This window comes from Paludibaculum fermentans, from assembly GCF_015277775.1.
In the GTDB taxonomy this organism is placed as follows: Bacteria; Acidobacteriota; Terriglobia; order Bryobacterales; family Bryobacteraceae; genus Paludibaculum; species Paludibaculum fermentans.
This window is the reverse complement of sequence record NZ_CP063849.1, coordinates 8,179,662-8,202,670: the sequence shown is the minus strand read 5'-3', so window position 1 is coordinate 8,202,670 and position 23,009 is coordinate 8,179,662. Positions and strand designations below refer to the sequence as shown.

15 protein-coding genes are annotated in these 23,009 nt (G+C 63.3%); 6 read left to right on the top strand and 9 right to left on the bottom strand.

Going from position 1 to position 23,009, the window contains the following annotated elements; genetic code table 11:
- Nucleotides 1-68: 68 nt before the first annotated feature.
- Both murI and IRI77_RS32475 read left to right on the top strand, forming a co-directional pair.
- Nucleotides 69-932 (top strand): glutamate racemase, encoded by an 864-nt coding sequence (gene murI, locus IRI77_RS32480; protein ID WP_194449095.1) that lies wholly within the window; start codon nt 69-71, stop codon nt 930-932.
- A gap of 9 nt (nt 933-941) precedes the next feature.
- A complete protein-coding gene (locus IRI77_RS32475; RefSeq protein ID WP_194449094.1) occupies nt 942-1,691 on the top strand; it encodes a class I SAM-dependent methyltransferase in 750 nt (249 codons plus the stop codon).
- Here the strand turns inward: IRI77_RS32475 and IRI77_RS32470 are convergent.
- Nucleotides 1,688-3,016 carry a Gfo/Idh/MocA family protein gene (locus tag IRI77_RS32470; RefSeq protein WP_194449093.1) on the bottom strand — a complete coding sequence of 443 codons (1,329 nt, stop codon included), beginning with the start codon at nt 3,014-3,016 and terminating at the stop codon, nt 1,688-1,690. The two genes, IRI77_RS32475 and IRI77_RS32470, sit on opposite strands and share 4 nt — an antisense overlap.
- 41 nt (nt 3,017-3,057) lie before the next feature.
- Complete coding sequence (locus IRI77_RS32465; protein ID WP_194449092.1) at nt 3,058-4,296, bottom strand: carbon-nitrogen hydrolase family protein; 1,239 nt, start codon at nt 4,294-4,296, stop codon at nt 3,058-3,060.
- A gap of 139 nt (nt 4,297-4,435) precedes the next feature.
- Here IRI77_RS32465 and IRI77_RS32460 point away from each other — a divergent pair, with 139 nt between their 5' ends.
- Nucleotides 4,436-5,533 carry a hypothetical protein gene (locus IRI77_RS32460; RefSeq protein ID WP_194449091.1) on the top strand — a complete coding sequence of 366 codons (1,098 nt, stop codon included), beginning with the start codon at nt 4,436-4,438 and terminating at the stop codon, nt 5,531-5,533.
- A 112-nt stretch (nt 5,534-5,645) separates the two neighbouring features.
- On the top strand, nt 5,646-6,341 hold the full coding sequence (locus IRI77_RS32455; RefSeq protein ID WP_194449090.1) for an HAD family acid phosphatase: 696 nt from the start codon (nt 5,646-5,648) through the stop codon (nt 6,339-6,341).
- Between the two features lie 21 nt (nt 6,342-6,362).
- On the opposite strand, the gene IRI77_RS32450 is transcribed toward IRI77_RS32455, so the two are convergent.
- The 4 genes from IRI77_RS32450 to IRI77_RS32435 form a co-directional block, all read right to left on the bottom strand.
- Nucleotides 6,363-8,273 (bottom strand): TolC family protein, encoded by a 1,911-nt coding sequence (locus IRI77_RS32450; protein WP_194449089.1) that lies wholly within the window; start codon nt 8,271-8,273, stop codon nt 6,363-6,365.
- 8 nt (nt 8,274-8,281) lie between these two features.
- A complete protein-coding gene (locus tag IRI77_RS32445) occupies nt 8,282-10,057 on the bottom strand; it encodes a TolC family protein (RefSeq protein WP_194449088.1) in 1,776 nt (591 codons plus the stop codon).
- Between the two features lie 346 nt (nt 10,058-10,403).
- Nucleotides 10,404-10,805: a hypothetical protein gene (locus IRI77_RS32440; protein ID WP_194449087.1), complete on the bottom strand. Its 402-nt coding sequence runs from the start codon at nt 10,803-10,805 to the stop codon at nt 10,404-10,406.
- The gene (locus tag IRI77_RS32435) at nt 10,805-11,800 is read right to left on the bottom strand and encodes a c-type cytochrome (RefSeq protein ID WP_194449086.1); all 996 of its coding nucleotides are present in this window, start codon (nt 11,798-11,800) and stop codon (nt 10,805-10,807) included. Before IRI77_RS32435 ends, IRI77_RS32440 begins: the two co-directional genes overlap by 1 nt.
- 134 nt (nt 11,801-11,934) lie before the next feature.
- Between IRI77_RS32435 and IRI77_RS32430 the strand changes: the two genes are divergently transcribed.
- Both IRI77_RS32430 and IRI77_RS32425 read left to right on the top strand, forming a co-directional pair.
- Nucleotides 11,935-12,546, top strand: coding sequence for a carboxymuconolactone decarboxylase family protein (locus tag IRI77_RS32430; RefSeq protein WP_194449085.1), 612 nt, complete (start codon nt 11,935-11,937; stop codon nt 12,544-12,546).
- On the top strand, nt 12,530-13,375 hold the full coding sequence (locus IRI77_RS32425) for an RNA polymerase sigma-70 factor (RefSeq protein WP_194449084.1): 846 nt from the start codon (nt 12,530-12,532) through the stop codon (nt 13,373-13,375). Before IRI77_RS32430 ends, IRI77_RS32425 begins: the two co-directional genes overlap by 17 nt.
- Nucleotides 13,376-13,378: 3 nt before the next feature.
- Here the strand turns inward: IRI77_RS32425 and IRI77_RS32420 are convergent, their stop codons facing one another.
- From IRI77_RS32420 to IRI77_RS32410, 3 genes are all read right to left on the bottom strand, one after another.
- Complete coding sequence (locus IRI77_RS32420) at nt 13,379-15,913, bottom strand: serine/threonine-protein kinase (protein WP_194449083.1); 2,535 nt, start codon at nt 15,911-15,913, stop codon at nt 13,379-13,381.
- A gap of 248 nt (nt 15,914-16,161) precedes the next feature.
- On the bottom strand, nt 16,162-20,850 hold the full coding sequence (locus IRI77_RS32415) for a PAS domain S-box protein (protein WP_194449082.1): 4,689 nt from the start codon (nt 20,848-20,850) through the stop codon (nt 16,162-16,164).
- Between the two features lie 734 nt (nt 20,851-21,584).
- A complete protein-coding gene (locus tag IRI77_RS32410) occupies nt 21,585-22,919 on the bottom strand; it encodes a helix-turn-helix domain-containing protein (RefSeq protein WP_194449081.1) in 1,335 nt (444 codons plus the stop codon).
- Nucleotides 22,920-23,009 lie beyond the last annotated feature (90 nt).

Genomic DNA, 23,009 nt, shown 5'->3' with positions numbered 1-23,009 from the left:
CCGGCCCGGAGCCGCTCGCCTAAACTGGTAGTAGCCGGTTGCGTTCCGACGCCTCCGGCCACTGCTTCATGCAACTCCCTCGCTTCGCGCCTGTTCCTCCCGCCCACCGGCCCGGCGTCCGCCGCCGGATCGGCGTTTTCGACTCCGGGGTCGGCGGCCTCACCGTGCTGAAGGCCATGCGCCGGACGATGCCGCAGGCCGACTTTCTCTATGTCGGCGATACCGCTCGCGTGCCTTATGGCCGCAAGCCGAGCTCCATGGTCGCTGGATTCGCCCGCGAGATCGCGGCCTTCCTGCTGGCCCAGAATGTCGAGGCCATCGTCGTCGCCTGCAATACTGCCACTGCCGCGGCGCTGCCGGCGTTGGCCGAGGAGCTGCCGGTACCCGTGTGGGGCGTGATCGAGCCCGGTGTCCGCGCGGCGTTTGAGGCTTCGAAGACGGGCTCGGTGGGCGTGATCGGGACGCGCGGCGCGATCGCCAGCGGAGCGTACCAGCGCCGTCTGGAAGCACTGGGGCTGCGCGTGTGGGCCCGCGCCTGCCCCATGTTCGTCCACCTGGTGGAAGAGAACCTGTCCGATTCCGAGGAAGCCGCGCTGCTCACGCGCCACTACTTCGCCGACCGGCCGGAGATCGATACGCTCATCCTCGGCTGTACCCACTACCCGGTGCTGCGGCCGATCATTGAGCAAACGCTGGGCCCGTCGGTAAATGTGATCTCCAGCGCACAGGCGGTGGCCGCCACGGTCGCCGCGGCGATCGGGGATATCGAGGATCCGGAACTGCCGGGCATCGGGGGGATCCTGCATTTGGTCACGGGCGACGTGATCGCGTACCAGCACACGGCGCAGACGATTGGCGGGGTGGACGGTGAAGTCCGACCGATCCACGTGGAGACCCTGGCCGAGGCGGAACCGCTGCCCGTCAGGCCCTGACAGATCCACATGGAAGCGAAGCCCAAACCGGTCCGGCGCCGCCTGCTCACCCGCAATCGAATGGGCTGGGCGGCGATCGAAGTGCACAATGTGAGCGCCCTGTTTGTGGAGGAGTGCCGCAGCGGTTCGATCGGCGGGGCGGACGCGCCGGTGCTGGACCTGGGCGCGGCGTACGGACTGGTGGGTCTCGCGGCGTTGCAGGCCGGCGCGTGGGTGATCCTGAACGATCTGGACCAGCGTCATCTCGACGAAGCGGAAGCGTCAGCCCGGCCGGAAGACCGGCACCGGTTAACCCTGCGGGCGGGCCACTTTCCCCGCGTCATCCACTTCCCGGATCAAAGCCTGAGCGCCGTGCATGCCTGCAACGTCCTGCATTTTCTGAGTGGGCGCGAACTGGAGCGCGGCCTGCGGGCCATTGCCCGCTGGCTGAAACCAGGCGGCCGGCTTTTCGCTCAAGTCGTGACGCCCTACCTGGCGCCGTTCCAATTGTTCCGGACGGAGTATGAGAGGCGGCTGCAGGAGGGGGTAAGGTGGCCGGGCTGGATTCCCAAGGTGAGCGTCTACTCCCAGCACCGTAAACTGGGCCAGATGCCACCCGCGGTCCACCTGCTGGACGATCAGATTCTGGCGCGCGCGGCCACGAATTCCGGCCTGATCGTGGAGCGCTCCTGGATGTTCCAACCCGCTGACCTCCCGCCCGACCTCACTTTGGACGGGCGGGAAGCCGCTGGCCTGATTGCCCGAGCTCCGGGCGTTTAGCTGAGGCCCTTCACTTTCCAACCCGCGCGATAGGCCCGCCGCACATGGCCATTCGCCTCGGGGGAGTTCTTGAACTTCAGCTTCTTCGCATTCCACTCCAGCGTCGTCTTGGGGAAGAACGTGGCCAGGGGACCGAGCAGGACCGCTTCGGTGAGAGGTCCGGAGTAACTGAAGGGCGTCGAGGTGCTGCCCTTGCCGAGGATCGCGTCCACCCACTCGTGGTAGTGATCCACGCCCTCGACCTTGGTCATCTGGAAGTCTTTGAACTGAGCCTGCGGGAACAGCAGAGGCATCTTGATGTGCGGCAGCAGCATCACGCCGTTGGTCCCGATGAAGATACAGCCGGTGCCGGGCAGCCGCTGGCCGCCGACCATGGCCTGAATCTCCCGCGGAGGACGTTCGTCGCCGTCGTACCACGTCACGTTGACGGTCTTGTCGCTGGTAAAGCGGGTCCCCGGGAAGACGTAGTGGATGACCGCGTTGACGGACCAGTTGTGGGCGTTGGGCGCCGCGCCTTCCGACCGGACGGAGATGGGCGACGTCAGTTGCAGGGCCGAGAAGATGGGGTCGTAGATATGGCAGCCCATGTCGCCGAAGGTGGCGGTGCCGAAATCGATGCGTTTGCGCCACTCGCCGGGATGGTAGTAGCCCTTCAGATAGGGGCGTTCGGCCGACACGCCGAGCCACTGATCCCAATTCAGCGTGGATGGAACCTGATCGGTGCGGTCGGGCCGGGGCTCGGGATCGCCCCACTTCTTGCCGCTCCAGGCGTAGACTTCCTTGACCTTGCCGATGGTGCCGCCCTGGATCAGTTGCACGGCCGTTTTGTATTCGGTGGCGGAGTGAATCTGGATGCCCATTTGGGTCACCAGTTTCTTCTTGCGCGCCATTTCGGTCATCTTGCGGACTTCATAGAGGTCGTGGGCCAGCGGCTTCTGCCCGTAGACATGCAAGCCGTGCTGCATGGAGCTGACGGCCATGGGCGCATGCATGTGGTCGGGCGTGCCGACGCAGACGGCGTCCAGGTTCTTGTGCTCTTTGTCGAGCATCTCGCGCCAGTCCACATAGACCTTGGCATCGGGATACTTCTTCTTCACGCCGCCCAGAAGGGCGGAATCCACCTCGGCAACACAGACGAGTTTGACCTTGGGGTGCGTGGCTATGCCATCCAGAGTGGCGAAAGCCATGTTGGCCGCTCCGAAACTGGCCAGGCGGAGGCCGTCGCGCGGAGCGGAAAGGAGGTTAGGGATGAAAAATGGAGCCGTTAAGCCGGCAGCGGCCTGGCGCAGGAAGGCTCGCCGGTTGGTCTGTGAGGGATCGTACATAAGTGCTCGCTTCACCGAGCATACAGCACGGCGCGGGCGCGCTACTTGCGGCCCACGGGATCGACGGTCACATCGCCGCGCAACTCGCGGAAATAGCGCGCTTTCATGTCGCCCAGCCAGGGATCGAGATAGCGGCGGTTCAGGTCGATGGTGGACAGGGCCACGGTGCCGTCGTCCTCAGTACGCGCCAGGGTTTCGCCGGCCGGGTCGATGATCAGCGAGGGAAAATCGTAGCCCGAGGACGCGAGGAAGAGGTGGTTCTCGATCGCGCGGGCCTTGGCCAGGGTCTCATTGCCGCCCCAGATGGGCATGAGGATCAGTTCCGCTCCGCGCAGCGCCAGGCCGCGCGCCGGATCGGCGTATTGCACGTCCCAGCAGATCATCATGCCGACCTTGCCGAAGTCGGCCTGGAAGACGGGGAAGTCGCTGCCGGGCGTGATGCCGCCTTCCAGTTCTTCACGGGGGATGTAGACCTTACGGTAGCGGCCGACGTATTTGCCGGTGCGGTCGATCAGCACTGCCGTGTTGTAGATGAGGGCGCCTTCCCGCTCGTAGAGGCCGGCCACGACCCAGGAACTTTTGCGTTTCGCCAGTTCGCCCAGCCGTTTCGTGGTCGGACCCGGCACCGGCTCCGCCACGTCTGCGTAGGTCTTGCCCGTGCCGACCACGGTGATGCCTTCGGGCAGCAGGATCACGTCGGTCCCCGCCGGAGCCTTTGCGCCGGACATCTCCACGAAACGCGCGACCGGGTCCGGCCCGCGCGGTTTCAGGCGAACCGCCACCACTTTGACCGGCCTGGCCTTGGGCGCGGCGATGGGTTCGAGCTTCCAGTCTTTCCAGGACACGCGCCCCTGTGGGGCATTCTGCAGCAGCAGTTGGAGCCGGGCGGACACGGCGCCTTCCGGAGCCGGAGCTTCCAGCGAAACCGACCGCCATTCACCTGAACTTTCGACACGCCAGGCGTAGTCCGGCTGGCCGGCCCTATGGCCCTGGGCGTTCTGCCAGTCCAACTTCACGGGCACCTGCAGAGGCTCGTAACCCAATCCGGCGGCGCGGTATTGGCCGGTGAGCCGGTACCATTGGCCGGGCTGAATAGCGGGCAGCACCTGCTCCCAGCCGCCGAAGACTCCGGGGTTCCCTGCCCCTTCCAAGGTGAGTTCCGCGCCGGTCCGGCTGTACTTCGGAGCCACTTCGGGCCGCGGCGACCACTGCCGCCACTCCTGTCCCCGGACCGCCAAACCGGCCGCGAGGACGATCACCGCACAGGTAATTTGCCGCATCTCAGTTCCGAGCTTACTCCGGAACGCCGGGTCCTGAGCCCGCGGTGTGCGGGAAATCTCCAACCCTCTGGATCCAGCGCGTTTTTCGGGAACCGAAAGAGGCGAACAGAGGATCTCTCTGCGATAATCGAAAAATTGCATGAAACCAGCTCTCCTGGTTAGCCTTATCTTCGCCGTCGCATTGGGAACCTCGGCGTGTTTTCTGTTTCGCAAAGCGCGCAACTGGGCGGACCTGAAACAGACCACCGTCGACCTCGACGGCCTGGCCACCGTGAAAGTCCCAAGCGACCTGCGCTACGACGCCGAACCCGTGCAACGCAGCGGAGATACGGCGCAATTCCAGTTCCGGCGCGTCAATGACACCCACCTGAACGGCCAGACCTCGTACGCGGAGACGATGGTGATCACCATCGCCGCGCCGGACCTGGACCGCGCGACCTTCGAGGCCCAACGCCGGCAAGGCCTCTTCGATGTGACGAAGGCGTCAGGCACCGGGGCGACCAGCACGGAAGGGCCGCTGCAATGGGAGATCTTCCAGACGGTCTACGAACGCGACCCCGTGAAGGAACCGGCGCACTACCTGCGGCTTACCGACGCGGAGGCCGGGATCGTCATCACCTGGCTCGGCTACCAGAAGCAGTACACCGTCGAGCAGGCGCGGGCCAACCTGAAGTACCTGCGAAGCACTATCACAGTTGCGCCGACGCGGGCCGCGTACTTCGAGAAGCTGCGGGATTACAAGACGAACAGCCGGACTGCCGAGGCGGCCCGCAACCTGGAACTCCTGTCGGCCGCGCTGAAGGAACTCGGGTTTCCGCCCGCCACTGTGGGCCAATGGACCCGCCACGGCACCTGGCGCTACACCATCGACAACGGCCGGCCGCAGCAGTTCCAACTGGTGCTGCCGGTCAACCATATGCGCATGCCGGATGGCGCGTTTGAACTGAAGGGCCCGCTCACTAGTTTCAAGTTCATTCAAAACAAGTACTGGTGGCAGAACAACCAGGGGCGCGGCGGCGGGCTGATTCCGCAGGACCTGCTACCCGGCCTGGTCGAAGAGATGACCGACCGTGAGGATGTCTATTTCTTCAGCATCCATGGGCTCAACCTGTGGAAGTCCTACCCAGGCGACGGGAACCCACTGTTGACGGAGTTGCGAAGCGCGATTGTGGAAGCAGAGAAGCTGAAAGCGGAGTTCTTCTCCAAGGGCCTCATCGGCGGAGATGCGGAGCCGTAACTGGTCATCGATCGCAGCCGGTGATCGTATTCAGGACCAAATTGCGCCTTAATCAGTTGGGGCCAGTTACGCCCTCACGAAGAACCAGAAGCCCCCTGACTACAGACCCCCTATGCACATCCACCGCATCTCCCGATTTGCCCTGACCGTTTCCGCCCTGCTTGTTTCGTGCCTCGCACCGTGCGCACTGGCGGAAACGCCGCGCACCATTACGTTGGAGGAGCTGGCCCGCAGCCTGCCCAAGGAGCCCATCAACGTCGTTTTCGACGTCGATGATACGGTGCTCTTCACCTCGCCGGGGTTCCAGTGGGGTTCCCGCACCTACGGCCCGCAGATCGTCTCGGCCGGCGTCTCAGTACGCGAGGAAGACCTGCCGTCCGATGAAGACCGCCGCAAGTACCGCGAGTTCTGGACGAAGATGAACAACGAGCTCGACCAGTACAGCGTGAAGAAGTGGATCGCGAGCGAGTTGATCGCCTTGCACAAGTCGCGCGGGGACAGGATCTATTTCGTCACGAAGCGGATCTACACCGGCAGCGAGAAGCTGACCGGTCTGCTGCGCAGCGAATTCGGCTTGCCCGCCGACTCTCCGGCCGTGATCTTCACCAGCCGCCAGCCGAAGACCAAGGCGTTCAAGGACATCAAGGCGCAGGTGAGCTACGGCGACTCCGATGGCGACATTCGCGATTCGATCCAGGCCGGAGCGCGGCCCATCCGCGTCCTGCGCTCCCCCGCCTCGGTGAACCACGAGCCTACGCACAACGGCGGCTTCGGCGAGGAAGTGCTGTACAACTCAGAGAACGACTAAGCCGGGGACTGGGAAGCGGCCCTATTTCTGATCCGAGGAGACCGGCGGCACGGACGGCGCCGCGGTCAACTTGCCGGCACTGACCTCCGCCAACTGCACGTGGTTGGCCTCGAGCACCGAGCCCAACGTCTGGTCCATCAGCACGCGGGCGTTGGTGTAGTTGATCAGCGAGGAAACCTCGGCCGTCTGGGCCGTGGTCAGATCCCGTTGCTGGCGGACCACGTCGGTGGGTGTCGAAGCGCCCAACTCGAACTTGCGCTGTTCGCCTTTCAGCAGCTCTTCCGCCAGGGACTTGCTCTTCAGGGCTGCTTCATAGCGGGCCTTGGACTGCTCCAGCGCCACCGTGGCGTTCATGATGTCCACCTGCAACTGCTTCACGTCCTTCTGCAGCGCCAGCTGGCTCTGCCGGATCTGCAGATTGCCGATGTTGGAATCGGCCTGAGCCTGCCGGTTGTAGATGGGCAACTGAACGAAGGCGCCGATAGCCTGCGAAGGGAAGTTCCGCCGGAACACCTGGCCCACGGCTGTCCCCAGGCCGCCTTCGAAATATGCGTCAGGCGGAGCGCTGCCCGGAACATTGCGGGCCGTACCGGCCAAGCCGGAGTTCGTCGTGCTGCCGAACACCTGGAGCGACGGGAGCACCCCATTCTTCGTACCCAGGTTGTTGATTTCCGAGTTGACCAGATTCGCCTTCTCCAGCGCGATATCCGGGCGCTGGGCGATCGCCTTCTCCACCATTTCCTGGAGCGGCGGCAGGGCAGCCTGATCGGGCGCGACCAGCCTGTCGACGGGGATGATTTGCGCGGAGGCCAGAATCGGATCCCGGACGCCGTTGCGGCTGAGCAGGCTCTTCAACTGCAACTCCTGCTGCTGCAGCGCAGTCTGCGCGTTCACCAGGTCGAGGCGGGCGGTGGCGGCCTGCGCCTGCACCGGAATCAGGTCGCCTTCCGACAAGGTTCCGACTTCGATCTTGCGTTTGCCGTCGGTGACCAGCCGTTCGGCCACATCCAGGGCGGCCGTTGTCGACTTGAGTGTCTCGTGATTGCCCACCAGGGCGTAGTAGGAATTCAACACCCGGACCACGACTGCCGTCACCTGGCTCCGGAACGTGAGAGAGGAGTTCTTCACGCCGTTCTGGGCCACGGTGATATTGCGCGAGTTCACCGCGACTCCAAAACCACGCAGCAGGTTGTGCTGGAACTGCAGCGCCAGGCGCGGCGCCACGGACGGGTTCAGGACGTTGCTGGGCGAGTTCTCATTCAGGTAGTTGCTGTTGTAGCTCAGTGTGACGCTGCCGCCGCTGAGCAGGCCCTGCTGGATCGACGCGTTGTAGACGCGCTGATCCTGGACGAGCACCGACGTGATGCTCTGAACGCTGTTGGGCTGCGGTATGGAGCGGTGGCTGTAGGTGAAGGCGCCCTTGATCGTCGGATCGAGGTTCTGCGTGACCGGGCCCACCTGGCTGATGGTGGCGTTGCCGCCGCCGCGACTGGTGGCTCCACTGTTGCCGCCGCTGACGCCGGCCGCCGCCTGGCTGCCCAGGACACCCTGGCCGCTCGCCACGGACTGCGACTGAGACGCACCGCTGGGGACACCCGGCAGCGTTCCGCCGGCTTTCGCGCGGTTCAACTGCCACTCCGCCATGAGTGGGCCATAGCGGGCCACTTCCAGATCGATGCTGTTTTCGAGGGCGAGGGCGATGGCGTCCTGCACCGTCAGATAGAGCTTGCCGGCGCGCACCATGCTGGCCAGGCGGTCGGAATTGCTGAGCCGCACCGGAGGCACGGTTGGAGTGGAATAGGTACGGATGCCCCAGGCCGCCGTCGACCGGACCGGCGCAATGGGCTGCTGCGCCAGCATGGGCGTCACCGGGGAAAGGACACACAAGCCCGCCGCCAGGTAGCGGCGGATCGCGAAGAATCTGCCGGCCATGCGAGCGTTCATTGCTTCACCTGCCCCGCATCGGGCCCTTTGGAAGCCGGCCCGCCGTTGCCGCGCATGGCTTCTTCCACCGACACGTGATTGACATCCAGGGTGCGGCCCAACGCCTGCTCGAGAGAGATGCGGGCGTGCGTGTAGTTCGCCATCGCCTGCACTTCCGAACTCTGCGCGTTGGCGAGGTCGCGCTGGTCCTGCACTACCTGGAAGGAAGTGGAGGCGCCCAGCGAGAACTTCTTCTGATCGGCTTCCAGCGTCTGCAACGCCAGCGTACGCGACGTCCTGGCCGCATCGTAGCGGGCCTTGGCCTGTTCGAGACCGATCATGGCGTTCTGGACATCCACCCGCACCTGATTCAGGGTCTTCTGCAGGTTCAGCTCGTTCTGGCGGATTTCAATAAGGCTGGTGACGTAATCCGACTGGGCGGCACGATTGCGCAACGGAATGTTCAGGGAGAACCCGGCCGAGTAGTTAGGATAGTTGCGCCGCGCGATCTGGCCCAACAGGTTGCCGTAACCGCCCACCAGGGGTGAACCGGCGGCACCGGCCGCCAGCCCGAGCGCCGTCAGGTCGCCGGTCAAGCCGTTGTTGGTCAGCTCGGCAAAAGCCTGCAGTGTGGGTTTGAGCGAATTCTTGATGCCCACCAGGTTCAGGTTGTTGCTCTCCAGGTTGATCCGGCTCTGCTGAATCTCGGGCCGCTTTTCCGCGGCTTCGGCAACCAGCTTCTCGAGTTCCCCGATCTCAGCCGCGTCAGGCGGCGCGATGCGGTCGAGAGCAACGATATGAACCGAGGCCAGCTCCGCACTCGCTACGCCGGAGCGGCTGAGTGCGTTCTTCAACACCGTCTCCTGTTGCAGCAGGTTGGTGCGGGAGATCACGAGATCCTGCTTGGCGGCATAGAGTTGCGATTCCGCGCGCGTCACTTCGATCTCAGCCAGCGTGCCGACTTCGACCATCCGCTTGTTGTCGTCGTACAACTGCTGGGCCGTCTTCACCGCCTGCTCGCGCGCCTGGACGTCCTGCTGGAAGCTGACCAGGTCCCAATACAGGTTCAGCACCGCCGAGATGGTGGTGATGAGCTGCAGCTTGAATTGCAGGTCTGTGACCTTTAGATTGTTCTTCTGGACGCGGATGTTGCGTCCGTTCACCGCGGAACCGAACCCTTGCAGCAGGTTCTGAGTTAACTGCAGATCCAGATTGCCGGAGGTGTAAGGATTCAAGGTGTAGAAGTTGCTGTTCACCTTGGTGTACTGGCTGGAGTAGCTCATGGTGGCACCCAGGCCAAACAGCCAGTTCTGCGAGTAGGAGGCCTGGTAGGTCCGCGTGTCAGCAACGAAGGCATTCGTACCAGTGAGAACTGTATTGCTCTGGGGAGACGTCGTGTGTTGGAAGTTTGCGAAAGCAGAGATGGTCGGGTCCAGGGTCGGGATGCTCGGCCCCAACTGGGTGAGGATGCCGCCGCCGGAACTGACGCCGCTGCCGGCCGATCCGGCACTTCCACCGGTCAGGCTGACGCCCTGCAGGCTTACGCTCTGCGGTCCCGCCGCCACGCCCGAACCCACCGCGCGGAGAACGCCGCCGCCCTGGGCGCGCTTCAGGACTTCCCGTGCCAGAAGCGGCGCGTAGCGCTGTACTTCCACGTCAATATTGTTTTCGATCGCCAGCGCGACTACGTCCTGCGCCGTGAGGTAGAGGTTCCCCGCCCGCACCAGGCTGTCCAACCTGGACGAATTCGCCAAGTTGATGGCGGGCACATCGCGGGTCCGGTATGGATCCATGAGCCGCCCGAATCGTCCAGTGGCAGGGTCGATTCTCACTGCCGTCTGGGCCGTAGCGGATTGGGCGACAAGCAGCGATGCGCACAGGAATACTGAGAGGAGGCGTGGGGCCTCACCGCGAGCGTGTAGAACCTTCATCTATTTTTATAACGGTCGGACTTGGGTTAAGTTCCAGAATTTACTCTAGCCGGAGAGTTTTTTTGGAGCGGGCACGGCCAGTTCCGCATCCGAACCGCGCGTTTGGCCGTCCATTTGCGTCGCGGCTCGCCGCCCCATCGCCATCCGGCAGACTTTCTGCCTACTAGGCAAGCTTATCCCATCCCGCCGCCATGCGTCCGCCGGACGGCTATAACCCCTGGTAGCTGATCGCGAACAAAACGCCCAGCAAGAGGTCAATCAACCCGAATCCGATCGCCGAGGCCGGCACACGCCCGTACACGCCCAGAACCAACACCGCCAGCCCGAAGGAGAACTTCTCGATGAGCGCCGCCGGAATAAGCGCCCGGTAGCGCTTCGGATCACGCGAGATGACCAGAAACGCCACCTGCCAGGCCAGCCCGACGCCGACAAACCCGTAAAAGAACTCCGGATGACTCTGGGCCGGCGATTCCGCCGGACTCACCAGCAGTTCGGTGAAGTACATCGGGGTGAGCAGCAGCAGACCCCAGATGCCGGCGCCGAGGAAGACGGCCCGGGCGAAGCGAACGCCCCGGCAGTCTTCCGCCTTGTTGAGAGAAAACCAGCCCATCAGAAGCCCGCCGTCTGCGTCGCGCCGGGATGCTTGTCCACCTTATTAGGGATGGTGGACTGTGTCTGCAGGTAGCGGTAGATCGCCGAAAGATCGTCAGGATCCATCTGTGAGAGGTTCAGCCAGGGCATCAGCGTGAACTGGCCCGGCTGCAACTTGGGGGCTCCGTTGACGGCGTAGGTGCGCTGCAGCGTGAAACGCTGGACGAAGTAGTCTTCCGACCAGCGGCCGATTCCGGTATCCGGGTCCGGCGTGATGTTGGCGCTCACCACCTTGCCCAGCGGCGTATCGAAGACGCGTCCGCCTGCAAACTTCATGCTTTCGTCCAAATTATGCCCGTCGGCGGGCGTGTGGCAATCCATGCAATGGCCCAGGGTCGCCAGATAGGCTCCGTACTCGGCATTGCGCCCGCGGTCGGGTGACTGCACCCTCGCCACCGGCTCCGGATAGGTCTTCATCAGGACGTTGATGGGGAACGGGATCTTCATCTTTGGCAGGTTGCTCTTCACCGGAGCGAGCGTATTCATGTAAGCCACCAGGGACTCGACGTCGTAGTCGCTCATTTTGCTGAAGTTCTTGTACGGCATCATGGGGAACAGAGTCCGGCCGTCGCGGCTGATGCCTTCGCGGATGGCGCGGATCTTTTCCCCGTCCGTCCAGTTGCCGAGTCCCGTCTCCTTGTCGGGCGTAATGTTGGCGGTGACCAGCGGACTCACCGGACCCTTCTCCGGGATAATCTGCCCCTTGCCCCGGCCTGACACAACGACGGGCCCGCCGAACCGCGAATAGTCGCGCTCAGAGTGGCAGCCGTCGCAGTCGGCAACCACTTCAAAGAGATACTTGCCGCGGGCGATGCGGTCGGCACTCATCGTAACGCTGCCGGCGCGCGGCTGCGTGCTGCGCGGCAGATAGAGTCCATAGTAAAGCGCGGTTGTACCCGCCACGACGGCGGACACCGAGGCGATTGCTGAGACGATCCTGGTCCAGGTTTTCATGGTGTTTCCTCTTCCTTCACTCACTTCACGCGCAGCAATCCGGAAAAGCGGATCAATCCCAACGAAAGACAGTTTGTTTACACCGGCTGTCACAGGGTGGCTCGCTGCCTCGTCTCACCGGGCGAGTGAACACCATGAGCAGAATCGAAGGCATTGCCCCCCAACGCGCCGGATTCTTCCTGCGCCTCATCTACCGCCTGGCGGTGAAGATCACTGGCAAGATCACCGGCTCCGCCGTCCTGCCGGAGCCCATTACCGTGGCGGCCCTGCAGCCCAAACTCCTATTCGGCACCGCCGGAATGGAGCAGGCGCTTTCGTCCTGCCGGTCTGTGCCGCAGAACCTGAAGTGCCTGGCTTCCATGGCCGCGGCGCGCACCATCGGCTGCGCCTACTGCATCGACATTGGCCCGGCCGTCGCCCGCCTTCAGGGCGTGCCGGAACGCCAGATCCTGGAGCTGATGGATTTCGAGACCAGCACGGCGTTCAGCGATGTGGAACGCGCCGCCATCCGCTACAGCGTGGCCATGTGTTCGACGCCGATCCGGGTGACCGGCGAGGTCTTCGCCGCCGTGCGCCGGCACTTCAAGCCGGCCCAGATCGTGGAGTTGACCGCGGCGATCGCCTGGGAGAACAACCGCGCGCGCTTCAACCACGCACTGGAACTGGAGCCGCAGGGCTTCAGCGAGGGCGCTTACTGCCTGCTGCCGGCCCGGGTACAATCATCGGTACATGCACCCGGCGTCTGATTTCGAGCAGCACCGGTCCGCACTCTTCGGCCTGGCTTACCGGATGCTGGGCTCGGCGCATGAGGCGGAAGACATCGTGCAGGAGGCCTACCTGCGCTATGCCGAGGAGACCGCGCCTATCCTGTCGCTCAAACCCTACCTGATGACGATCACGGCCAGGTTGTGCCTGGACACACTGAAATCGGCCAGGGTCCGGCGTGAAGAGTACGCCGGACCCTGGCTGCCGGAACCCGTCCTCACCTCCACTCCTGCCGACACTGCCATCGAGGCGGAATCCCTCTCGTTCGCCTTCCTGGTCGTCCTGGAGACCCTCTCTCCGGCGGAGCGCGCCGTCTTCCTGCTGCGCGAAGTCTTCGACTACGAGTACGTCGACATCGCTGGCATGCTGGAGACTACCGAGGCCAATTGCCGCCAGTTATTGAAGCGCGCGCGAACCCATATCGACGCGCGGCGGCCGCGTTTCCCGATCCCCGAGCAGCGCCACCAGGCCCTTCTCAGCTCGTTCGCCCAGGCCTGCGCGGACGGCGATCTCCACTCCATTTCGGCCATGCTGGTGCGCGACGCAAAAATGTACAGTGACGGAGGCGGCAAGGTGCGCGCGGCATTGAACCCTATTCACGGAGCGGATGCCATCAGCCGGTTCTTCCTGGGGGTTAGAGGGAAGGGGCAGCCCGGCGTGACCGTCCGCATCAAGAGTGTGAATGGGCAGCCCGCCGTCCTGGGCTATGCCGGAGACCAGCTGGTCTACATGGCGCAGGTGCGGCTGGAAGGGGATCTCATCTCGGAGATCTACATCGTCGCCAATCCCGACAAACTACCATCCGCCTGACGGCTATTTGCCGGATTTGGAGCAGTTGGCCAGCCGCTCCTCCAGATGGCGCCGCATGGCTTGATCGGGCGAGGAGAGTTGCTGCGACTGGTCCACCGCCTGGAACTCCGCTACAGCGCCCTTCAGCATCGGCAGGCCCTCTGCCTTCTGGCCATCGGCGCAGTACCACATGCCGAGAGCGCCCCTGGACTCGGCCAGCCGGGTGCGGCCCTCCACATCGTTCGAAGTCGCCATCAGTTCCAACTGCAAGGCCAGCGCCCGCTGCAGCAGTTTGAAGGCCTCGGGCCGCCGATTGAGATCGATGAGGAGCAGCCCTTCCTGCCTGTTGATGAACGCGGTCCGGTCCTTGAGGCGGGCGTTCTTCACATCGCGCTTCAGCAGCTCTTCGCGGAGGGTCCGCGACTGCTCGTAGTCGCGCACGGCCTGCTCGTTCTGTCCCAGCTTGGCCTCCGCCTCGGCCAGTTCGCTATAGTCGATCGCCAGGTCCAGCTTCGCCGACAAGTCGTTTGGTTTGGCCTGCACCTGCAACTTATCCAGCTCGATCGCGCGTTTAGAGAGCTCCAGCGCGCCCTGGGGATTCTGGGCGTGCGACCGTAGCGCGGCCAGCGACTTCAGCGACAAGGCCAGATTGTAACGGCCCCGCTCGCTGGCGCGGTTGGAATCGTAGACCACCTGAAATGTCTTGAGGGCCTGTTGGGCGAGGCGTTCGGCTTCCTCGTATTGACCTGTGTCGACGGCCAGCCGGCTGCCGGTGAAGTAGGCGATGGCCAGGGAGCGCTGCGCCGGAATGCTGGTGGGCTGCAGCGCCGCTGCCTTCTCCCGAAAAGCGATCGAGCGGGCCGAGTGATCATTTCCGTTCGCCCGCTCACCTACATTCCGCAATACCTCGCCAATGCGGTCGTAGACATCGGCCAGCCGGCCCAGCACTTCGGGGTTGCGGTCCTTCTCCGGGATCGCATCCAGCAGTTCCTTGGCTTTGAGGTAGCCTTGCAGCGCCGCGCGGCTATCGCCGAGGTTGGACTCGCTGGGCGAGCCTTCCACACTACCCAGCCGCACGTAAGCATCCGACAGCTCCAGCCGCAGATCCAGGCTGTTCGTCGCGCCCTTGGCCAGGCTGTCCAGGGCGCGCGTCGCCTTCTTCAGCAGCTCCTGCCGGACGGGCGTCGCGCCGGGCAGGTTCCTGATGGCGTCGTGCAAATCGAAGATGAGCGTCTGGGCAAGCTGGCGGACTTCCCCTTCCCGTTGCTCGGCCCGAGCCCTCTCCCGACGGGCCACACGGGCCTGATAGCTGGCCACGGTCAGGCCGATGGCGAGCGCCAGCACGACCAGTGCCGCCGAGCTCACCGCCAGCCAGTTCCGCCGCGCGAATTTCCGCATCAGATACAGGAAGCTGTCGCCGGCGGCGCTCACCGGTAGGCCGTGCAGATAGCGGTCGATATCGGCCGAAAGCTGCTCTACCGAAGGGTAGCGGCGCGAAACATCCGGATCCAGCGCTTTAAGAACTATGTTGTCGAGATCCCCTCGAAGCGAGCCGCTCCAACGCTGGATCGAAGACATGCCTCCGGGCAGCGCCGGCGGTTCGGCCTGTTCGTCGTGTGCCCGGCCGGCATGGGTCTTCACTCTCGTACTGGGCGCCCTGGGCGGCTGGTCCAAATCGGCCGGGGCAAGCGGGAAGGTCCCATTGCGCCGTCCCGGGAACGGATGGGCGCCGGTCAGAATCTCATACAGCATCACGCCGAGAGAGTAGATATCAGTGGCCGTGTTTACCGGATCGCCCTTAATCTGCTCGGGACTGGCATATTCCGGCGTCATCAGGTGAACGCCGGCCCGTGTCATCTTGCCCTCGTCGGTGAGAACCTTGGCGATGCCGAAGTCCAGCAGCCGCGGCTCGCCCTCGGCGGTCACCAGGATGTTGCCCGGCTTCAGGTCGCGATGGACGATCAGGTTGCGATGGGCGTACTCCACCGCGCCGCAGACCTTTTGAAAGAGTTCCAGCCTTTGATCGATGGAGAGCCGCTTCTCGTGGCAGTAGGTGTCGATGGGCTGCGCCGCATAGAACTCCATCACAAAGAACGGCCGCTGATCGGGGGTAACACCCGCATCCAGCACCTTTGCAATGTGCGGATGGTCGAAGTGGGCGAGAATCTGCTTCTCGTTCTCAAAGCGGCGCAGCACATGGTCAGTGTCCATGCCGCGCTTGAGGATCTTCACCGCCACCAGGCGGCGGAACTCACCGTCGTCACGCAGGGCCTGGAAGACCGAGCCCATGCCGCCTTCGCCGACCTTCTGGATAATGGAATAGATGCCCACCCGATCACCCGGAGCCGGGAATTCCGTTGCGGATGCCGCCGGCGGCGCCAGCGCGGGTTGCTCGATGAAGGCGCCGGCTTCGTCCGCTGCAGCCAGCAGGGACTCGACCTCCTCGCGGATTTCGGGGTCCTCGCTCGACTCCTCGATGTAGGCGCTCCGCTCAGCCGGCGGTATCTCCAGGGCGTGTCCGAAAATGGCCTTCACCCGCGCCCAGCGTTCAGCCGTCACCGCGCACCCTCCGCTATTCCGCAGAGCTCAGGCGGCAGGCGGCCACAGTTGTAGAATCTTGCGGCAAACTCGCGGTTTCCGGGCATCTTCCCCTCGAAGTTCGCAAGGATTCCCGCCCAACTACCGGCGGCCCCAGTCGACTCTCCATGTATTGTGCCTTATACGCCGCAATCCGATCCACGCCAGGGGGATCACATTTCATCCCCTGGCGTTTCCGGCACCGCCACAGCGATTGCGCAGCCTCGCCCTTAGGACCGGCCCGGCTTGCTCAGCAATTCACGGATCCGGGCAGCCAGGTCTTTCGGGCTGAACGGCTTCTGGATGAAAGCGCTGGTTCCGATGATGTCCTCCAGTCCATCCAGGGCGTCACCCGGATAGCCCGACATAAAGAGCACCCTCAAATCAGGATTCAAAGTCCGGGCGCGCAGCACCAGTTCCCGGCCGCTCATGCGCGGCATGATAACGTCGGTCAACAATAGATCCACCCTCTGGGTCTTGAGCATCTCCAGGGCGTCCTCGGCATCCTGACATTCAATAACCTGGTAGTGGAAGTGAGCCAGGACGGCGGAAACATAGCGCCGGACCTCAGGCTCATCCTCAGCGAGCAGGACTGTCTCCAACCCGCCAGACACCCGCCGGGCGGCCGGCGTGTCTCCGGGCACCTCCGCCGTGACCGCCGGCAGGTAGACGTGAAACGCCGAGCCGGAGCCCGGCACAGTCTCAACCGCCACCCGGCCGCCACACGACGAAACGATGCCGTGAACCACCGACAGGCCCAGGCCGGTGCCCTTCCCCGCCGGCTTGGTGGTAAAGAATGGCTCAAACAGATGCTGCTTGGTCTCCTCGTCCATGCCAGTACCGGTGTCCGAAACACTCACGCAAACGGTGCCAATGTCCGGCGGAATGCCGGCACTCACCGCGGCCGCATCACCGGCGTCCGCGACACGGGTGGTGATCGTGATGGATCCGCCTCCCGGCATCGCATCGCGCGCGTTGACTATGAGGTTCATCAGCACCTGGCCGAACTGGTGCCGGTCTGCCGCCACCAACACGCGCTCAGACGCCAGGCTGGTAACGATACTGATGTCCTCCCCAACCAGGTAGAAGATCGTCTTTTCCATCTCGGCAATAGTTGAGTTGACATCTACTACCTCCAATCTGGGAACCTCCTTGCGGCTGAATACGAGTAATTGACGGACCAGCCCCGTGGCACGTTCGCCCGCCCTGACAACCTCATCGATTTTGGGACGGGCCGGGCTCTCCTTCGGCAACTGATCGATCGCCATCTGGGAATAGCCGCCGATCACGGTCAGGAGGTTGTTGAAGTCGTGGGCGATCCCGCCGGCCAGCCGGCCGACCGTCTCCATTTTCTGCGCCTGCAGGAACTGATTCTGCAGCCGCTCCCTTTCAGCTTCCGCCAACTTGCGGGCCGTCACATCCCGTACGACGCCAACGGCGCGGAACGAATCCGACATGTGGACGGGCGCCACGCTCAGTTCCACCGGGAACTCCGTCCCGTCCTTGCGCACGGCCGTCATCTCCACTGTCCGGCCGACGAACGGTGTCTGGCCAGATGCCCCGATCAGTTCGAACCCCTGCGAGAACAGTTCACTGATGCCTGTAGACCCGATCAGCTTGTGCAGCGGCTCCGACGCCACCTCTGCGGCAGTGTATCCGAAAATCCGTTCCGCTGCAGGGTTCCACAGAACAGTCCGGCCTTCGCCGTCGATGGCGATGAGTCCGTCGAGCGCGGAGTTAATGATGGAATGCAGCATCGCCTGGCTGCGCCGCAACTCCTCTTCCGCCCGCTTGCGGCCAGTAATCACACTGAAGATGCCGACAAATTCGCCGGGCTTGGGGCTGTAGGAGGAGATGGAGTACCACGATTTCGTTGCCTGGACGAACAGCTCAGTGCTTTCCGGTTTGCCCGTCGAAGCCACCCGCCCGTAGAACTCAAGTACAGCGGGATCCGATTGCCGCAGGCCCGGAAGAACCTCGGAGACAAGCTTCCCCACCACCGCAGGGCGCGCAGGATTCAATCGCCGGTAACTTTCGTTTACGGCAAGGTACTCAAAGTCGTACGGGACACCGTCTGCATACAGCATGCGGCCATAGATCAGCACTTCACTCATGTGTACGAAGAGTTCGCTGAACCGGATCTCCGTCTCCCTGGCCGATTCTTCCGCCTGCTTCCTCTCAGTTATGTCTTCTGTATAGATGATGATGCCACCGGTCTCCTCACCCGAGTCGCCCCACGGACAAACCGTCCAGTTGACCCAGCGTTCGGAACCGTCCGCACGCGTGAAATGATCATCCTGTTCGGACACAACTTCACCCCTGAGGCCGCGCCGGCAGGCATCCATCCAACGATCCTCCAGCGTGGGGAGCAGTTCGCTGATCGTGCGTCCGCTCGACTGTTCGCGGCTGAGCCCAATACCGGCCAGCCAACGCTCGCTGGCCTGGATCTGGCGCAATCCGCGATCGAGCATGGCCAAGCCGTAGGGCGCCTCCGCAACCAGGGTCTGCAGGAGAACCATCTCTCGTTCCGTCTCCCGGCGCGCCGCCTCCTCCAACCGCTTCCTCTCCGTGACATCCGACATGAAGCCGTGCCACAGGATGCTTCCGCCCGGTTCCCTTGAGGGGATGGAGCGTCCTTCGATCCAGACAACCGGCTGCCCCGCCCGCACCACACGGAATTCGTCATGCCACAGGGTCAGCGAGGCGGCTGACGCGGCAATCGATTCACTCACCCTCCTCATGTCGTCAGGATGAATCGTGTCAAACAGCGGTCCGGCCTCCGCCACGAGATCCTCGGCTCTGACGCCGGCCATTTCGAAGATTCGCTGATTGGCATACGGGACGGAGAACTGCCCCTCGGGCGTCATTCGGAAAGAGTAGAGGACGCCCGGCACGGCGGCCGCAACCTGTTGGAACTGCTTGTTGCGGGCGGCCAGCGCCGACGTTCTCCGTTCCACCAGTGTGGCCAATTGCCTCTGCCGCACCAGCGTCAGCACTCCGGCCCCGGTCAATGCGAACAAACCCAGAAAACAGGAGGCCAGGAACCCGGGCTCCAGGTACCACGGAAGCAGAACGTCAAAGGCAAGCGAGGAAGGATCGGGATCCACATTCCCGTTCCGGTCGACCGCGCGCACTTCCAGAACGTGGCTCTTTCCACGCTCCAGATGCTGGAACTCGGCCGAATCCGACGCGGCGAACCTGGACCATGGCCCGCCATCCAGCCGCCACGAATAGAGGAGACGGGCTTCCGGCGTGTACTTCCACTTATCCATGCCGGAGAAGACGAAGCGCGCCTCTCCGGACGGCGGAACGTGGCGCGGATTGGCGTCCATGTCGAGCAGGGTTTGAGGGGGCTCCGTGTCGGCGCCAGGGTCGCTTCGGGAGATCCCCGCGGTGGTAGTAGCCCAGATGCGGCCCTCGGCATCTTCCGCAACTCCGTACACGGCGGCATCCGGCAGCCCCTCGGTGTTGGCAATGTTGATCCACTCTCCGTTCCAAAACCGGCTGAGGCCCCGGCCGGAAGCCACCCAGATGGAACCGTCGCCCGCCTTTAGAATGGAGCGGACGGTCTGCAGATTGTCCCGAATCGTCACAAAACCGCGGCCGTCATACTCCACGACACTGTTGCGGTCGCCGAACCATAGCTTACCCGGAGCCACTTCCGCCACGGCCAGCGGGCTCCGGCCCGGATAGCCCTGCTCAGCACCCAATGAGTGGTAGTGCCCGTCTTTCAGGACGCCAATCCCCTGCGGCTGTGGAACGATGTATAGCGTCCCGTCGCCTGTCTCCTGGACAGCCCGGGGAATTGTCTCGCCCCAACGTTCGGCGGCGTCGTACTGAATGGAGAAGGAGTTGCCATCGAACCGTTCCAGACGGTGGCTCCGGCCATCCTTCGAGGCCAGAACCCAAGCCGTGCCATTCCGGCCCGGGCCGAGCACGGAGACATTCCTGCCGTCCGGGTGCCGGATGGTGGTAAACGACGACCGGATGGGATCGAATACAAGCAGGCCCGGGCCGCTGGCCAGGGCTAATCGCCCGTCCGGCAACTCCACGAGGGAGTGGGTTGACGGATCGGGGTCAAATCCTCCAGGCAGCAGGAATGTGGACCAGCGACCGCCTTTTCTCTCCAGCAACTCACTGCCGTGGATCAGGTAAAGGCCGCCCGCCCTGGTGCGCAGAATGGCAGACGCCTGGCCGGTTTTGTCCAATAGCGCCCCGGGCGTTCTCCAAACGGGCGGCGCAAACCGTGCCAGCCCTAGAGAGGTTGCCACCCAGAAGCAACCCCTGCCCTCATAGAGAACAGATAGGAACCGTCCGGACAGCGCTCTAGACCGGCTCTCGCGGCTGCCGGTGCCCGATCTCAATTCAAAAGTAGTGCGGCTGATCTCGGCCACCCAGGCGCTGCCGTCACCGGCCGGCCATCCAACCAGGGAACGACCCGACTCGGAAGTGGCCAAGGTCGTCCAAGCCGCCCCGTCGTAGTGCAACAGCCGCTGCCCCCCGGTGGTGCCGGCCAGCGTGGACACAAACAACTCGCCGTGCTCGCCTTCCAGCACCGACCGGCATTCACCGGCCGACTGGGGAAAACGCAGAACCGACCAATCGATTGATCCCGACGAGACTCTGCTGACTCGCCCCACGCCCTCCCGTCCGCATACCCACGCGCCTCCATTGCTAGAGGGCACCAGCACCGTCAGCGGCCCCAACCCGGCGTCGGCGTCCCGCTTCAGTACGCGGGCCGCGGCTCGATCCGCGTCATATTCATATAGTCCATCACGGGCCAGAAAGACTATCTGCGCGGAGGTCCAGGGGAGAAAATAGCTGCGATGATCATGGTCGGCCAGAATACTTACGCCGCGCAGCGGATAAGCGACCCAGCCATTTTTTTCCAGGCGCTGAAACCCGTCGAGCGAAGGCAATAATGCCCAAAGGCGTAAGTCTGGACTTTCACGAACGGTTAGATTTACGCCGGGAGATGGCAACTGCTGGAATTTGTACCCATCAAGAACTGAAAGATTCTTAACATCTCCGTGCGTGACAATAATTCGACCGGAAGGCCCGCGGGTCACGTCAAAGCTCCACGATTCGGGCATTCCGTCCAGTGAGGACCAGAATCGCCAGCTTGGGCCGGTTTGCGCGGACAGGGAGATAGAGAAGAACGCCAGCAGTAGTGACCGCCAAGGGGTCAATCGATTTTGAAAGGCAACCATGGAGGCGGGCGCTCTTTATGTATCTGGCCCTAATGGTACCAAAACCGTAAGAATTTCATTATGGCTGTCCGCTGGATAATAAACTTTCAAGAATGATAATGTTTAACGAATCTTCATGAACCATCACTAATCTCGCTATCTCTTCGCGGCGTCCATCCGCCGATAGTTATGCAGGGTACCTGGCTGATTTCGTTTCGCAATCAGGGATGCAGCCCGCTGACTCATCACTCGCTACAGAACAGCAATGCCTGGCTCCTGATCGCGGGCCGCGCGGGTGAGCGCCGGGCAGTGCTCGCACGACTCAGGCGCCAGCGCGTTGGCGGGCGGATTCTACCTCGCCGGCCGTGACAGGCAAGCGGCGGCCTTCCCGGTTGGGCCCGGCGCTCCTTTTCTCATGCATCGGGCGGCAGGCATACCGGCTCAAAGAACAGAAGGTTGGACGATTAAAGGATCGCCGGCCGGCGCCAGGCCACGACTTCCACGTTGTGCGGCGCGCCGGAGACGACCCGGATCTTAAGCAGGACCTCAAAGTACGGAAGCTTGTCGCTCGTAGTGAAGTGCAGTTTCTCAGCCAGCAGTCTGTTCAGACCGCCGCCCATGCAGAACTCGCCGGCGGCCTCGGTCGCTTCCATCATCAGCCCGTCGAGCAGCAGCACATCACCTGTCCGAGCCGTATTCGGAACAAAGGCGACCGTCGCGTAGCTTTCAGTGGGCGTGTTGGGGGGCACCATGGTGGAGTAGCTGGCACTTTCGCCAGCCTGCGGGTTCAGGTTGGCGAACCCGAACCGCCAATCCGGTCCAATGTGCTTCAGGCGGAAATTGAGATCCTGCTCGAACAGCTCCACCCACGGCACTCCGCGCTTGCTACCAATGATAATGAAGTTACCCGCTGCAAAGTCCCTCACGCCCATGTGGCGGGAGTAACGCACGGTAACCCTGCCGCCGGCCTGCTTCCCGATCACCCTTAGCTTGCTGGAGATTGTGGCGTCCGCGAGGCTGGTGTGCTGCCGGGTCGACATATCCCGCAGTATAGTCTTGAGCCGCTCGTCCGGCTCCGCCTCGATCAGCTTCCGTAATCCACCCTTTGTGTACTCGTCCAGAGTCAAAGCACTGCGCAGCGTGTCCTGAAGCAGGGCGAAGCTGCTGTCGGCGATCACGATGGTCGTCAGTTCGGCTGGGGTAAACAGGCGGCTCCACAGCGGACTGTTGGAGCCTGGATTTGCCAGGGCCTGGTTCGCGGCATCCTGACGGACCGAAACCCGCCCTATCAGGAAGGCCGCAAGCACCAGTACAGACCCTGGCAACGCCACCTGGACGAACCGTGGGATGCGGGATCGCAGGCTTCTGGCCGGCGCCGTCTCCACCACCACCGCGGGATCGGAATGGACTGTCTTTACTTCGGGTTCCGAACGTATCTCGAAGTGGGGAACCCGGCTGCCTTTGGGCACCGTGAGCACCAGCGGCTCGGTGCCGCCTTCGGTCGCGAAATACTCTTCCAATTTCTGCCGAAGGTGGCGGATTTGAACCCTTACTATATTGTCCGATTGGGTATCGTAATCCTGCCGGCGCCCCAGCACCTGGCAGCCAATTTCCTGCTCGGTAATTTCGACACCGGGCGCCGTGAGGGTGCGCTTCACCAGGTAGAGCAGCAGTTCCCGCAGGTGGGCCGCTTTCGCGAACCCTTTGCTGCTCGCAACCCGCAGGGCCAGAGCCCAGCGAGCATCGCCTGCGAGTTGCTTTTCGTTAGCCGCCACCAGCATGGAGTGACTTTCGCTCATACTCGACCGAGTGTGTTACTTTCACTCGTTCACTAGTGAACCGGCGAGTGAATTCACTATGACTTACCTTGATCTCCTAGTACGGTAGTC

Excerpts from the sequence above, each read along its gene's own strand:
- IRI77_RS32440 (WP_194449087.1), bottom strand. The coding sequence starts at position 10,805 with ATGGGCTGGTTTTCTCTCAACAAGGCGGAAGACTGCCGGGGCGTTCGC.
- IRI77_RS32455 (WP_194449090.1), top strand. The coding sequence starts at position 5,646 with ATGCACATCCACCGCATCTCCCGATTTGCCCTGACCGTTTCCGCCCTG.
- IRI77_RS32470 (WP_194449093.1), bottom strand. The coding sequence starts at position 3,016 with ATGTACGATCCCTCACAGACCAACCGGCGAGCCTTCCTGCGCCAGGCC.
- IRI77_RS32430 (WP_194449085.1), top strand. The coding sequence starts at position 11,935 with ATGAGCAGAATCGAAGGCATTGCCCCCCAACGCGCCGGATTCTTCCTG.
- IRI77_RS32465 (WP_194449092.1), bottom strand. The coding sequence starts at position 4,296 with ATGCGGCAAATTACCTGTGCGGTGATCGTCCTCGCGGCCGGTTTGGCG.
- IRI77_RS32435 (WP_194449086.1), bottom strand. The coding sequence starts at position 11,800 with ATGAAAACCTGGACCAGGATCGTCTCAGCAATCGCCTCGGTGTCCGCC.
- IRI77_RS32410 (WP_194449081.1), bottom strand. The coding sequence starts at position 22,919 with ATGAGCGAAAGTCACTCCATGCTGGTGGCGGCTAACGAAAAGCAACTC.
- IRI77_RS32445 (WP_194449088.1), bottom strand. The coding sequence starts at position 10,057 with ATGGATCCATACCGGACCCGCGATGTGCCCGCCATCAACTTGGCGAAT.
- IRI77_RS32450 (WP_194449089.1), bottom strand. The coding sequence starts at position 8,273 with ATGGCCGGCAGATTCTTCGCGATCCGCCGCTACCTGGCGGCGGGCTTG.
- IRI77_RS32475 (WP_194449094.1), top strand. The coding sequence starts at position 942 with ATGGAAGCGAAGCCCAAACCGGTCCGGCGCCGCCTGCTCACCCGCAAT.
- murI (WP_194449095.1), top strand. The coding sequence starts at position 69 with ATGCAACTCCCTCGCTTCGCGCCTGTTCCTCCCGCCCACCGGCCCGGC.
- IRI77_RS32425 (WP_194449084.1), top strand. The coding sequence starts at position 12,530 with ATGCACCCGGCGTCTGATTTCGAGCAGCACCGGTCCGCACTCTTCGGC.
- IRI77_RS32460 (WP_194449091.1), top strand. The coding sequence starts at position 4,436 with ATGAAACCAGCTCTCCTGGTTAGCCTTATCTTCGCCGTCGCATTGGGA.